This window comes from Pseudomonas sp. Ors-4-3C (assembly GCF_055755035.1).
The window spans coordinates 6056708-6070769 of the sequence record NZ_CM146900.1; the positions used below are offsets into that span (position 1 = coordinate 6056708).

At 60.9% G+C, this 14062-nt stretch carries 7 protein-coding genes; 3 read left to right on the forward strand and 4 right to left on the reverse strand.

The genetic code is table 11. From position 1 onward, the window contains the following. Positions 1-185 precede the first annotated feature (185 nt). From ACVHNU_RS27410 to aceE, 4 genes are all read right to left on the reverse strand, one after another. Positions 186-2882, reverse strand: a complete 2697-nt coding sequence (locus ACVHNU_RS27410; protein ID WP_473018659.1) for a putative bifunctional diguanylate cyclase/phosphodiesterase — start codon at positions 2880-2882, stop codon at positions 186-188. Positions 2883-3121: 239 nt separating this feature from the next. Beyond that, entirely contained in the window at positions 3122-4519 is a 1398-nt protein-coding gene (locus ACVHNU_RS27415; protein WP_473018660.1) for an alkaline phosphatase D family protein, read from the reverse strand. A gap of 273 nt (positions 4520-4792) precedes the next feature. Next, positions 4793-6751 carry a dihydrolipoyllysine-residue acetyltransferase gene (aceF, locus tag ACVHNU_RS27420; protein ID WP_473018661.1) on the reverse strand — a complete coding sequence of 653 codons (1959 nt, stop codon included), beginning with the start codon at positions 6749-6751 and terminating at the stop codon, positions 4793-4795. An 11-nt stretch (positions 6752-6762) separates the two neighbouring features. After that, positions 6763-9408, reverse strand: coding sequence for a pyruvate dehydrogenase (acetyl-transferring), homodimeric type (aceE, locus tag ACVHNU_RS27425; RefSeq protein ID WP_003220999.1), 2646 nt, complete (start codon positions 9406-9408; stop codon positions 6763-6765). A gap of 262 nt (positions 9409-9670) precedes the next feature. Between aceE and ACVHNU_RS27430 the strand changes: the two genes are divergently transcribed. The 3 genes from ACVHNU_RS27430 (at position 9671) to waaF (ending at position 14062) form a co-directional block, all read left to right on the forward strand. After that, a complete protein-coding gene (locus ACVHNU_RS27430; protein ID WP_256198919.1) occupies positions 9671-9796 on the forward strand; it encodes a hypothetical protein in 126 nt (41 codons plus the stop codon). Then, entirely contained in the window at positions 9793-12732 is a 2940-nt protein-coding gene (gene glnE / locus ACVHNU_RS27435) for a bifunctional [glutamate--ammonia ligase]-adenylyl-L-tyrosine phosphorylase/[glutamate--ammonia-ligase] adenylyltransferase (RefSeq protein WP_473018662.1), read from the forward strand. Before ACVHNU_RS27430 ends, glnE begins: the two co-directional genes overlap by 4 nt. A gap of 295 nt (positions 12733-13027) precedes the next feature. Next, positions 13028-14062 (forward strand): lipopolysaccharide heptosyltransferase II, encoded by a 1035-nt coding sequence (waaF, locus tag ACVHNU_RS27440; protein WP_103485550.1) that lies wholly within the window; start codon positions 13028-13030, stop codon positions 14060-14062.

Consider the following 14062-nt stretch of genomic DNA (forward strand, 5'->3'; position numbering starts at 1 on the left):
ATGGGATGTAAAAAGTCAGACCGTCAGTGTGCCGAATGATGCCGGATTTCGCACTATTCAAATGTGGGAGCGGGCTTGCTCGCGAATGCGGTGTGTCAGTCGACATCAACATTGCCTGACAAACCGCATTCGCGAGCAAGCCCGCTCCCACAAGGGGAGTTCATCGACAGGGACATCGGTGGGGGCTAGAGGCAGAGTGGGCCGCGCGGGTAGCGCTTGAGCGCCTGGATCAGTTCCGCGCCGGGGATCGGCCGGTCGAACAGGTAGCCCTGGCCGACGTCGCAGCGGTGGCGACGCAGGAACGCCAGTTGTTCGGCGGTCTCGATGCCTTCGGCCACGACTTTGAGCTTCAGGTTGTGGGCCATGGCGATCACCGCGGAGGTGATTTCCATGTCGTCCTGGTTGTCGGGGATTTCGTGGATGAAGCTGCGATCGATCTTGATGATGTCGATCGGGAATTTCTTCAGGTAGCTGAGCGACGAGTAACCGGTGCCGAAGTCGTCCATGGCCAGGGTCAGGCCCAGACGCTTGAGCTGATCGAGCTGCAAGTGAGTGTCTTCGGTGGCTTCCAGCAACAGGCCTTCGGTCAGCTCCAGTTCGAGCAGATTGGCCGGCAGCGCTTCTTCCTTGAGGATGTTGGCGATGGACGCGACCAGATCCGGATCGGAGAACTGCTTCGGTGACAGGTTGATCGCCACTTGCAGATTGCCCAGGCCGGCGGCGGTCAGGGCCTTGCTCATGCGGCAGGCCTGGCGGGCGATCCACTTGCCGATCGGGATGATCAGGCCGGTTTCTTCGGCGACGCTGATGAACTGGTCCGGGCGAATCATGCCGCGTTCCGGGTGATTCCAGCGCAGCAGCGCTTCCATGCCCAGCAGGCGACCGCTGCGCAGGCACAGTTTGGGCTGGTAGAACACGTCCAGCTCGTTTTGGGTCAGGGCGCGGCGCAAGTTGTTCTCGACGAACAGTTTGTAACTGGCTTCGGCGTTCAGCGCTTCGGTGAACACCTGAACCTGGTGTTTGCCATTGGCCTTGGCCTTGTGCAGGGCGAGGCCGGCGTTGCGCATCAGGGTTTGCGGATCGCGGCCATGCAGCGGCGCGCAGGCCAGGCCCACCGAGCCGGTGACGCTGATCAACTGGTTGTCGACGAACATCGGCTTGTCGAGGGTCGCCAGCAACTGGTTGGCGATCTGCTGGCCGGTGGCGAGGTCGGTGTCATCGAGCAGCACCGCAAATTCGTTACTGGCGAACCGCGCGAGGCTGCCGCTCGGGCTCAGGCTGTTGCGCAAGCGGCGGGCGAGGCTGATCAGCAACTTGTCGCCGGTCTGGTGACCGAGGCTGTCGTTGATCCGCTTGAAGTTGTCGATGTCCACCAGCAGCAGGCTGATCGGGGTATCGCTATCGCGGGCGAAGCGTTCATCCAGATTGCGGATAAACGCCGGGCGGTTGCCGAGGTTGGTCAGGTTGTCGGTGTACGCCAGACGCTCGATGCGCTGCTGCGCCAGTTTGGTCTGGGTGATGTCTTCGTAGATGCCGATGTAGTGCGTCAGTTCGCGGTTGTCGCCATACACCTTGGAGATCGACAACTGGCCCCAGTACGGTTCGAGGTTCTTGCGCCGGCTCTTGAATTCGCCCTGCCAGCTGTTGCTCTTGGCCAGCGCCGACGGCGCGTCGAACAGCAGTTCACTGAGGTTTTCCAGGGCCGGCAGCTCCGACAGGCGCTGGCCGTGAACTTCTTCGGTGGAGTACTGGGTGATCGCGGTGAAGCTCGGGTTGACGTACTCGACCACGCCGTCGCAATTGACCAGCAGAAAGGCGTTGGCACTTTGTTCGACTGCGCGCTGGAACAGGTGCAGCGCGCTGGTGGCGGTACGCCGGTTATGGTTGTTGATGACCTGGGCGAACTGGTCGGCCAGTTCACCGGCAAAGGCAATTTCATCGGACTGCCAGGCGCGGGTGACGCCGGTCTGCTCCAGACACAGCACGCCGACCACTTGGCCATCGACCCGGATGCTGGCGTCGAGCATCGCGTTAACGTCACGCGGGCGCAGGGCTTCGGCCATCTCGCGGGTGCGCGGGTCGCGCATCGCATTGTGCGCGTCGATGGCGCGGCTGCCGTGCAGGGCTTCCATGTAATCGGGGAAACCGCTGATGTCGATCACCTCCGGCAGGATGTATTCCTGCGTCGCGCGGTGATACGCCGAAATCGGCACCAGCAGGCTGCCTTCGAGATTCCACAGGCTGGCACAGTCGATCTCATAGATATCGCAGGCGCTGCGGGTGATCAGCTCGGCGGCTTCCTGCAGCGAGTTGTGGCTGCTGTAGCGCTGGCGAGCCAGCAGCAGAATCAGATCCTGCTGGGCGCGTACCCGCTCCAGGTGCTGCAGTTGTTCCTGCTGGGCGCGCTGGTTCAGTTCCAAAGCGATCTGCAGGCGCGAATTCTGGGTTTCGAGGTCGACGCAGGGCACCGCTGGCGCGCCGTCGAACACATCATCGACCGCCAGCAGATAACCGCGCAGCAAGTGCCGATTGTGCTGCTTATAGGCCTCGCCCAGCTCAAGGATGCTCAGCGCACCAGCGGCGGTGTGCAGGGTGTAGCGCACCAGATAATGCGGGCTGTCGCGCAGTTGTTGCTGAATGGTGTCGTGCAGCTGATAGCGCGCTTCGGGTTCCATCAGGCTGGCGTAAGGCGAGCCGACCAACGCACACAATTCGACGGCCGGCTGGCCGAACTGGCGTTCGCAGTTGGGGTCGAGAAACAGCATCGCCCAGCTCGCTTCATTCAAGCGCTCGAAACGCAGCATGCCGAGCCGCGAGGGCACAGGCAGCTGCGTCACTACCTCGACCGCCATACGGCTGGCGGCATCGGGTTGGCTCTTCATGAAGGAACTCGCTTGGAAATATGCTGAACGCGCCGGGCTCGCGCCCTCTTTACTGTTGCCTGCGGCAAGGTTGCATCATTGCGGCACCGACTGACAAGAGAGATGAAGGCCAAGTGCTATAAGAATATGTCGGCCGCGCAGGGCATTTCTCCAGCGCGCGGCAAAAAGTAATACGGATGTGCGCCGCGAGTGCCGTTCCAGAGCGCTTCGCGCGCGGAAACGGCATTTTGTTCAGGGCTTCAGCGCAGGTTGATTTCGATCGATTGCAGGCGTTTGCCGTCGCGATCATGGTAATTGACCTGAATTTTTCCGGCCTCAACCACCACATGGGCGAAGTTGTCTTCGCTGACCACTGTGCTGGTCAATTCATGTTGATAATCGCCTGCCGCCGTGCGCGCCAGCGGTTGATCGAGGATGAACGTCGACGCCTTGGCATAGGGCAACAGCTTGCTGTTGCAAAACGGCGAGGAAACGATGGTGTGCACTTCGAAGTCCGGGTCTTCGCTGTGGGTCAGGCGCGAGGTCAGCGAGCCATGCACGTCGCCCGAGACAAACACGACATTCTTGATGCGTCGGGTGCGGATGGTTTCCAGCAGCCGCAAGCGCTGCTCCGGGAAGGCTTTCCAGGCATCGTCACCATGCAGTTTGCGATCCGGGTAGAACATTACGCTGGTCACCACGAATTTCACTCGCGCCGGGCTGTTGATCAGCCACTTGAGCAGCGCCTGTTCCTGCGCCTCATCCAGTATGCGGCGATCATCGGCTGACAAGTTGCGTCGAGTGCGGCTGTCGGTCACGAACCATTCGATGTCACCGTCACTGAATTGATACCAGTAGTGCTCGAGCTTTACGCGGTTCACCTCTTTGTTAGTTGTAAGTTCATGCGCAGGGCCGTGGCTGGCTTGATAGATTTCATAGGCGGCCATGGCATTGCGATATAACACTTGATCTGACTTGCTGGCGTTCGCCGGCCAGTTGTCTTCGATTTCGTGATCATCCAGGATCATGTAAGTCGATGTGCCGGACATCAAACGCTGAATGTTGGGTTGAGAGAATGCCGCACGGTACTTGCTGAGGATTTCCTTATATTCACGATCGGGTGCGAACAGATTGAGGTCATCGACATAAATCTGATCGCCCGTCATTAACGTGGCACTGATCGGTGGTTGCGCGCCTTCGATCAACTGGTTGATGGAAGCAAAGATCCGGTCACCCAGGTGCGGCAGCGACGGGATGCCGGCGGTCATGCGCAAGTAACGGCAGGAGCCGACGATATAGGCCCTTGGCTGCAGGGCTTTGCTGGAGCGGGTGCGCAGGCGATAGATTTCCCGGGGCCACTGCAGCGGCAGCTCGGCGACACTGTCCACGGTATGTACCGGATTCATCGGGCTGAACCAGCCGGTCTGGTATTCATATTCGGTGTCGCTGCTCAAGTTATTGAGGGTGAACACTTCGGTCATGTCGCGCAGTGCGCTGGGTTCGGCGAAAGTGCCTGCTGACCACTGTTGTGTTCCTGCAGTCCGATGGCGAATGGCGGCAAATACCGGTGCGTTGCCTTGATTGTCTGCGCGCATGAAAATGCGGGCATGATTAGTTGTGGTGTGGCCGATAATCGGGCCGATAGTTGGTTTGAACATATTCGAATCCATTCGAGTAAGTCTGGTTTTGATAAATAACGCAGGAAGTTGCTTATTTGATCGGGAGGCAAAGATTAGTTGGCGGTCGACGAAAAATATCGAGGCGAAGTGGACTGCGTTCGTAGTTCAAGTAAACCGAACTTGTAGGAAGAGGCGCTGTACTTTTCTCTGGGCAAAAAAAGCCCCGTCAAACTGACGGGGTTGAGGTACGAGCGTGTGGCGCTCGAAAACGTGGGACGCAATCGGCCCTCCGTTGCCGGAGGGCCGAACGCTTTACAGCAGGATGGTGCGGATGTCGCCCAACAGGCTGCCCAGACGCTGGGTGAAGCGTGCAGCAGCGGCGCCGTTGATCACACGGTGATCGTAGGACAGCGACAGTGGCAGCATCAGTTTCGGCTGGAAGGCTTTGCCGTCCCAGACTGGCTGGATGGTTGCCTTGGAAACACCGAGGATCGCCACTTCCGGCGCGTTGACGATCGGCGTGAAGCCGGTGCCGCCAATGTGGCCGAGGCTGGAAATGGTGAAGCAGGCGCCTTGCATCTCGTCCGAAGAGAGCTTCTTGGTGCGGGCTTTTTCAGCCAGCGAAGCAGCTTCTGCAGCCAGTTGCAGCAGGCTCTTCTGGTCGACGTTCTTGATGACCGGTACCAGCAGGCCATCTGGAGTGTCGACCGCGAAACCGATGTTGACGTACTTCTTGCGAATGATCGCCTTGCCGCTTGGCGCCAGCGAACTGTTGAAGTCCGGCAGTTCCTTGAGCAGGTGCGCACAGGTCTTGAGCAGCAGCGGCAGGATGGTCAGCTTGACGCCGGCCTTCTCTGCGACGGCTTTCTGCGCAACGCGGAACGCTTCCAGCTCAGTGATATCCGCCGAGTCGAATTGCGTCACGTGCGGCACGTTCAGCCAGCTGCGGTGCAGGTTGGCAGCGCCGACCTGCATCAGGCGGGTCATCGGCACTTCTTCGATTTCACCGAAGCGGCTGAAGTCCACGACCGGGATCGGCGGGATGCCCGCGCCACCGGTTGCGCCGCCAGCAGCCGGCGCTTCCTTGGCCTTCTGCATCATCGCCTTGACGTAAACCTGCACGTCTTCCTTGAGGATGCGACCGTGCGGACCGCTGGCGCCTACAGCGCTCAGCTCAACGCCGAACTCACGGGCCAGTTGACGCACGGCCGGGCCGGCGTGAACTTTGGCACCAGGCTTGGCCGGAGCAGCAGCCGGAGCGGCAGCCGCAGGTGCAGCGGCAGCCGGAGCAGCAGCGGCAGGTGCCGGAGCACTTGCAGCAGCGGCAGCTGGAGCCGGGGCAGCAGCAGGCGCTGCGCCTTTGACTTTCAGCTTGAGGATCAGGTCGCCGGTGCCGACTTCGTCGTCCAGCTTGATCGAAACGCTTTCCACCACGCCGGCGGCAGGCGATGGGATTTCCATGCTTGCCTTGTCGGATTCGAGGGTGATCAGCGACTGGTCGGCTTCAACGCTGTCGCCAGCCTTGACCAACACTTCGATGATCTTGGCCTTGCCGGCCGAACCGATGTCCGGAACGTGGATGTCCTGAACGCTGTCGGCAACTGGAGCAGCCGGGGCTGCTGCAGGAGCAGGCGCAGCGGCAGCGGCTGGCGCAGCAGCCTGAGCCGGAGCGGCCGCAGCAGGGGCCGCAGCACCCGCCACTTCCAGATCGAGGATCAGGTCGCCGGTGCCGACTTCGTCGTTGAGCTTGACGCTGATGGCCTTGACCACGCCTGCGGCAGGCGACGGGATTTCCATGCTCGCCTTGTCGGATTCGAGGGTGATCAGCGATTGATCAGCCTCGACCTTGTCGCCGACCTTGACCTGGATCTCGATGATCTGGGCCTTGCCCGACGAACCGATGTCCGGCACGTGCACTTGCTGCACCGAAGCGGCAGCAGGCGCAGCGGCTGGCGCGGCAGCAGCAGGGGCGGCAGCCGGTTTGGCTTCAGCTTTTGCCGCCGGGGCAGCAGCAGGCGCAGGGGCCGCAGCAGCGGCGCCCTCGACTTCCAGCTCGAGCAGTTCGTCGCCTTCCTTCAGACGGTCGCCCAGCTTCACTTTCAGGCTCTTGATGACGCCGGCTTTCGGGGCCGGCACTTCCATGCTGGCCTTGTCCGATTCCAGGGTCAGGATGCTCTGGTCGGCTTCGATACGGTCGCCGACCTTCACAAACAGTTCAATTACTTCACCTTCACCGCTGCCGATGTCAGGTACGCGAATGAGTTCGCTCACAAAATGTCTCCTCAGCAGTCCAGTGGGTTGCGTTTTTCCGGGTCGATGCCGAACTTGACGATGGCCTCAGCCACGACTTTAGGTTCGATATCACCACGGTCAGCCAGTGCTTCCAGGGCTGCCAACACCACGAAATGACGGTCGACTTCGAAGAAATGACGCAGTTTCTTGCGGCTGTCGCTGCGGCCGAAACCGTCGGTGCCCAGGACTTTGAATTCCTTGGACGGTACCCACTGACGGATCTGCTCGGCGAACAGCTTCATGTAGTCGGTAGAAGCGATGACCGGACCCTTACGGCCGCTCAGGCACTCTTCAACGTAGCTCTGCTTAGGCTTCTGGCCAGGCTTCAGACGGTTGCTGCGCTCTACGGCCAGGCCGTCGCGACGCAGTTCGTTGAAGCTGGTGACGCTCCATACGTCAGCGCCGATGTTGAACTCTTCACGCAGAATCTTCGCCGCTTCACGCACTTCACGCAGGATGGTGCCGGAGCCCATCAGCTGTACGTGATGCGCTGCATCGCGGGTGTCTTCTTCGAGCAGGTACATGCCTTTCTTGATGCCTTCTTCGGCACCGGCCGGCATGGCTGGCTGCTGGTACGACTCGTTCATCACGGTGATGTAGTAGAAGATGTCCTGTTGCTCTTCGGTCATCTTCTTCATGCCGTCCTGAATGATCACCGCCAGCTCGTAGCCGTAGGTTGGATCGTAGGTGCGGCAGTTCGGGATGGTCGCGGCCAGCAGGTGGCTGTGACCGTCTTCGTGCTGCAGGCCTTCACCGTTCAGGGTGGTACGGCCGGCGGTGCCGCCGATCAGGAAGCCACGGGTACGGCTGTCGCCGGCGGCCCAGGCCAGGTCACCGATACGCTGGAAGCCGAACATCGAGTAGAAGATGTAGAACGGCAGCATCGGCTGGTTGTGGCTGGAGTACGAAGTACCGGCGGCGATGAAGGAACTCATGGCGCCCGCTTCGTTGATGCCTTCTTCAAGGATCTGACCTTTCTGGTCTTCCTTGTAGAACATCACCTGGTCTTTATCGACTGGCTCGTAGAGCTGGCCGACGGAGGAGTAGATGCCCAGCTGACGGAACATGCCTTCCATACCGAAGGTACGGGCTTCGTCCGGGATGATCGGCACGATGCGCGGGCCGATTTCCTTGTCCTTGACCAGTTGCGCGAGGATCCGCACGAAGGCCATGGTGGTGGAAATTTCACGGTCGCCCGAACCATCGAGGATGGCTTTCAGGGTGTCCAGGTCCGGGGTCGGTACGCTGAAGCTCTGCGCGCGGCGCTGAGGTACGAAACCGCCCAGTGCAGCACGGCGCTCGCTCAGGTAGCGGGCTTCGGCGCTGTTTGGCTCTGGCTTGAAGAACGGCAGGTTCTCCAGCTCTTCGTCCTTGACCGGGATGTCGAAGCGGTCGCGGAACAACTTCAGGCTGTCGACGTCGACTTTCTTGGTGTTGTGCGCAGTGTTTTTCGCTTCGCCGGCACCGGTGCCATAACCCTTGATGGTCTTGGCCAGGATGACGGTTGGTTGTTCTTTGTGGTTGACCGCTTCGTGGTACGCCGCATAGACCTTGTACGGGTCGTGGCCGCCACGGTTGAGTTTCCAGATCTCGTCGTCGGACAGATCGGCAACCATCGCCTTGAGTTCAGGCGTGTTGAAGAAGTGCTCGCGAACGAACGCGCCGTCTTTGGCTTTGTAGTTCTGGTACTCGCCGTCGATGACTTCGTCCATGCGACGTTGCAGGATGCCGTCGACGTCCTTGGCCAGCAGTGGGTCCCAGAAACGGCCCCAGATGACTTTGGTCACGTTCCACTGAGCACCGCGGAACACGCCTTCGAGTTCCTGGATGATCTTGCCGTTGCCGCGAACCGGGCCGTCGAGGCGCTGCAGGTTGCAGTTGATGACGAAGATCAGGTTGTCCAGCTTCTCGCGGCCGGCCAGGGAGATCGCGCCCAGGGATTCCGGCTCGTCGCACTCGCCGTCGCCCAGGAAGCACCAGACTTTCTGTTTGCCCGGCTGAATGAAACCGCGGTGTTCCAGGTACTTCATGAAGCGTGCCTGGTAGATCGCCTGGATCGGACCCAGACCCATGGATACGGTCGGGAACTGCCAGAAGTCAGGCATCAGCCAAGGGTGCGGGTAGGACGACAGGCCCTGACCGTCGACTTCCTGGCGGAAGTTGTTCATCTGGTCTTCGGTGATGCGGCCTTCCATGAACGCACGGGCGTAAACGCCTGGCGAGGTGTGGCCCTGGAAGTAGATCAGGTCGCCGCCGTGTTCGTCGGTCGGGGCCTGGAAGAAGTAGTTGAAGCCGATGTCATACAGGGTCGCGCTGGAAGCGAAGCTGGAGATGTGACCACCCAGGTCAGAATCTTTCAGGTTCGTACGCATTACCATGGCCATCGCGTTCCAGCGCACCAGCGAGCGAATGCGGCGTTCCATGAACAGGTCGCCAGGCATGCGTGCTTCGTGGGTTACCGGGATGGTGTTGCGGTAAGGCGTGGTGATGGCGTAAGGGAGCTGCGAACCGCTGCGGGTCGCCAGTTCACCCATACGGGTCATCAGATAGTGAGCACGGTCTTCGCCTTCTTTGTCGAGAACCGATTCCAGGGCGTCCAGCCATTCCTGGGTTTCGACGGGATCGAGGTCTTGCATGGCTTGCTCCAGGGCGGAAAGGCTTCCAGAATCGGTTGCCTGAGTTTGCGACTGGCCTTGTGGGCAGACGATTTAAAATTCTTGGATTGCCGACAGGTTGTTCCGGCGGCGTGTAGTTTTACTACAAATCTTTGAGCATTTCAGCCTTTCGCCTGTATAGACGAGTAGTAAAACTACAGAGGAAAGGCTTGTGGCCTCCGACTGCGTTGTGAGAATAATCGTTAAGCTTGGTCGATTACCATCCGAAAAAGGTGAAAGTTTGATGCTGGATGCCAAAGAAGAAGAAATTTCAGCTATTTCTAACTTTTGTTCGACAGTCCTTCGCGTAGCGGGTTTTCATCAAACACTACAAGCGGCCATTTACACGCCGATCAAGGATAGACCATGACCCTGCCCATGCTTGCCGAACTCCCCGCCATTCTCCTGCCGTTGGTCACTCGATCCGAGCAGTCGTTCCGTACGGCCGTCGCCGCGCTGGAAGACGATCATGGCTTCTCCAACTGGACGCCGGAACGCTGGGCGCAATTCGCCCGCGTCAGTGCCGCCAGCGATTTCGTCATTGAACAGAGCGTTCGTGACCCTTTGATGTTGCTGTCGCTGGTGCAGTCCGGTGAACTCGACCGGCCGTTCGCACCGGGGGAATTGTGTGCGCAGATTGCTGCCGCTGTGAACACCGCGCAAAGCGAAGACGAACTCGGTCGCGTCCTGCGTCGCCAGCGTGCCCGCCATCAAGTGCGGATCATCTGGCGTGACCTGAACCGCCAGGCCGATCTGGTACAGACCTGCCGCGACCTGTCGGACATGGCCGACGCCACCATCGATCAAGCCTACCAATGGCTGTACAGCCGCCATTGCCAGCAGTTCGGTACGCCGACCGGTCGACGCAGCGGTCTGCCGCAGCAGATGGTCATCCTCGGCATGGGCAAGCTTGGCGCGGTCGAGCTGAACCTGTCGTCGGACATCGACCTGATCTTCGCCTACCCCGAGGGCGGCGAAACCGTCGGCGTGAAACGCGCGCTGGATAATCAGGAATTCTTCATCCGTCTCGGTCAGCGCCTGATCAAGGCCCTCGACCCGATGACGGTTGACGGGTTCGTGTTCCGCGTCGACATGCGCCTGCGCCCGTACGGTTCGTCCGGCGCGCTGGTGCTGAGCTTCAATGCGCTGGAGCAGTATTACCAGGACCAGGGCCGCGACTGGGAACGCTACGCGATGATCAAGGCGCGGGTGGTGGCCGGTGATCAAACCGCCGGCGCTCAGTTGCTCGACATGCTGCGCCCGTTCGTTTACCGGCGTTATCTGGACTTCTCGGCGATCGAAGCGCTGCGCACCATGAAGCAGTTGATCCAGCAGGAAGTGCGGCGCAAGGGCATGGCCGACAACATCAAGCTCGGCTCCGGCGGGATTCGCGAAGTCGAGTTCATCGCTCAGGCCTTTCAGTTGATCCACGGCGGGCGCGATTTGAGCCTGCAACAGCGTCCTCTATTAAAGGTGCTGAGCACGCTGGAAGGGCAGGGTTACTTGCCGCCGGCGGTGATCGGCGAACTGCGCGAAGGCTATGAATTCCTGCGCTACACCGAGCACGCGATCCAGGCGATTGCCGACCGCCAGACCCAGATGTTGCCGGACGGCGCTCAGGATCAGGCGCGTATCGCGTTCATGCTCGGTTTTGCCGATTGGCAGGCCTTCCACGAAAAACTGATGTTCTGGCGCGGTCGCGTGGCCTGGCACTTTGCGCAGGTGATCGCCGATCCCGATGAAGAAGAGGGCGCCGACTGCGAAGTGGTGGTCGGCGGTGAGTGGTTGCCGCTGTGGGAAGAGGCGCAGGATGAAGAGGCCGCTTGCCGGCAGCTCGAAGAGGGCGGTTTCGCCGATGCGACCAAGGCCCTGAAAGCGCTGGCGAGCCTGCGTGGCAGTCCGCAATTGCGCGCGATGCAGCGGCTGGGTCGCGAGCGTCTTGATGCGTTTATCCCGCGCCTGCTGGCCCAGGCGGTGGAGCATGACAACCCGGATCTGGTGCTGGAGCGGGTGCTTCCGCTGGTCGAAGCGGTCGCCCGACGTTCGGCTTATTTAGTGTTGCTGACGGAAAATCCCGGCGCCCTGCGGCGTTTGCTCACGCTGTGTGCGGCCAGTCCGTGGATTGCCGAACAGATCACCCGTTTCCCGCTGCTGCTCGACGAGTTGCTCAACGAAGGCCGGCTGTTCAAGCCGCCCCTGGCGCCGGAGTTGGCCGCCGAGTTGCGCGAACGCCTGACGCGGATTCCCGAAGACGACCTCGAACAGCAGATGGAAGCCCTGCGTCACTTCAAACTGGCGCACCGCTTGCGCGTCGCCGCGTCGGAAATCGCCGGCAGCCTGCCGTTGATGAAAGTCAGCGATTACCTGACCTGGCTGGCCGAGGCGATTCTCGAGCAAGTGCTGGCGTTGGCCTGGCGTCAGACGGTGGCCAAGTACGGCACGCCGCTGCGCACTGATGGCACCCTGTGCGATCCCGGCTTCATCATTGTCGGTTACGGGAAAGTCGGCGGGCTGGAACTGGGGCATGGTTCGGATCTGGATCTGGTGTTCATCCATGACGGCGATCCGCAGGCGGAAACCGATGGGCCGAAGCCAATCGATGGCGCGCAGTTCTTCACCCGGCTGGGGCAGCGGATCATTCACCTGCTGACGGCGCAGACCAACTCCGGTCAGCTGTATGAAGTGGACATGCGTTTGCGCCCGTCCGGCGCGTCGGGGCTGTTGGTCAGTTCGCTCGGTGCTTTCGAGCGCTATCAGGAAAATGAAGCCTGGACCTGGGAACATCAGGCTCTGGTGCGGGCGCGGGTGCTGGTCGGCAGTCAGGATGTCGGTCAGGCCTTCGAGAAAGTCCGCGCGCAGGTTTTGGGCAAGGCGCGGGATCTGGCGAAGCTGCAGCAGGAAGTCAGCGAGATGCGCGCCAAGATGCGCGATAACCTCGGCAGCAAGAGCACAGCGGCCGGCACGGCGGCAAATGCCTTCGAGGCCACAGCGCCGTTCGACCTCAAGCAGGACGCCGGAGGTATCGTCGATATTGAATTTATGGTGCAATACGCGGCCCTGGCGTGGTCGCACAGCCACCCGCCATTGCTGCGCTGGACCGATAACATCCGCATTCTGGAAGAGCTGGAACACGAAGGGCTGATGCCTGCCGAAGATGCCAGCCTGTTGCGTGAGGCCTATAAAGCCTACCGCTCCGCCGCCCACCGACAGGCCTTGCAGAAGGACGCCGGGGTGATTGCAGGCGACCAGTTTGTCGAGGAGCGCCGGCAGGTATTGCGGATCTGGAAAGAGTTGGGGCTAAGCTGATCCATCGAGCATGGAGGCGAGCCCTTGTGGCGAGGGAGCTTGCTCCCGCTCGGCTGCGAAGCAGTCGTCAGTCAGGCGGCGCGGTGTGTCAGGTATAAAGTGATGTGACGTTTTGGGGCCGCTACGCAGCCCAGCGGGAGCAAGCTCCCTCGCCACAGAGGTTTATGCTGAATGTACGAATTGATCTGACGAGTCTTTACCGGCTCGTCCAAATGACCCTCCAGCCAGTGCTGGTGGGTGCTGGATTCTCGAGGCGGGGAGGCATTGGCCTCCCCGGTTCGTTTATGGAAACCACATGAATATTCTGATCGTTGGGCCCAGTTGGGTCGGTGACATGGTGATGGCGCAGACACTGTTTCAGTGTCTCAAGCAGCGCCACCCGCAATGCGAAATCGACGTGCTGGCCCCCGAGTGGAGCCGGCCGATCCTTGAGCGCATGCCCGAAGTGCGCAAGGCCTTGAGCTTTCCGCTCGGCCATGGCGTGCTGGAATTGGCCACGCGCCGGCGAATCGGCAAGTCCCTGGCCGGTCAGTACGATCAGGCGATCCTGCTGCCGAACTCGCTGAAGTCGGCGCTGGTGCCGTTTTTCGCCGGCATCAAGCAGCGCACTGGCTGGCGCGGCGAGTTCCGCTACGGCCTGCTCAATGACGTGCGCACGTTGGATAAAGAACGTTATCCGCTGATGATCGAGCGCTTCATGGCCCTGGCTTACGAGCCGAACGCCGAGCTGCCGAAACCTTATCCGCGTCCGAGCCTGCAAATCGATCCGGTGACCCGCGAAGCGGCACTGGCCAAATTCGGCCTGACCCTCGATCGCCCAGTGTTGGCCCTGTGCCCCGGCGCCGAGTTCGGCGAATCCAAGCGCTGGCCGTCCGAGCATTACGCCAAGGTCGCCGAAGCGCGGATTCGCGAAGGCTGGCAGGTGTGGCTGTTCGGCTCGAAAAACGACCACGCGGTGGGCGAAGACATTCGTGCGCGGTTGATTCCCGGGCTGCGTGAGGAATCGGTCAACCTCAGCGGCGGTACCTCGCTGGCCGAGGCCATCGACCTGCTGTCCTGCGCCGATTCGGTGGTGTCCAACGACTCCGGCCTGATGCACGTAGCGGCAGCACTGAACCGTCCACTGGTGGCGGTCTACGGCTCCACTTCGCCGGGTTTCACCCCGCCGCTGGCCGAGCACGTCGAAATCGTTCGGCTGGGTCTTGATTGCAGCCCGTGTTTCGACCGTACCTGCCGATTCGGCCATTACAACTGCCTGCGCCAGCTGATGCCGGACGCGGTCAACGATGCCTTGCAGAAATTGCAGGGCACTGTGGTCGAGGTTCATTAA

Coding starts and splice junctions, on each gene's coding strand:
- glnE (WP_473018662.1), top strand. CDS start 9,793: ATGACCCTGCCCATGCTTGCCGAACTCCCCGCCATTCTCCTGCCGTTG.
- ACVHNU_RS27415 (WP_473018660.1), bottom strand. CDS start 4,519: ATGTTCAAACCAACTATCGGCCCGATTATCGGCCACACCACAACTAAT.
- ACVHNU_RS27410 (WP_473018659.1), bottom strand. CDS start 2,882: ATGAAGAGCCAACCCGATGCCGCCAGCCGTATGGCGGTCGAGGTAGTG.
- aceE (WP_003220999.1), bottom strand. CDS start 9,408: ATGCAAGACCTCGATCCCGTCGAAACCCAGGAATGGCTGGACGCCCTG.
- ACVHNU_RS27430 (WP_256198919.1), top strand. CDS start 9,671: ATGCTGGATGCCAAAGAAGAAGAAATTTCAGCTATTTCTAACTTTTGT.
- waaF (WP_103485550.1), top strand. CDS start 13,028: ATGAATATTCTGATCGTTGGGCCCAGTTGGGTCGGTGACATGGTGATG.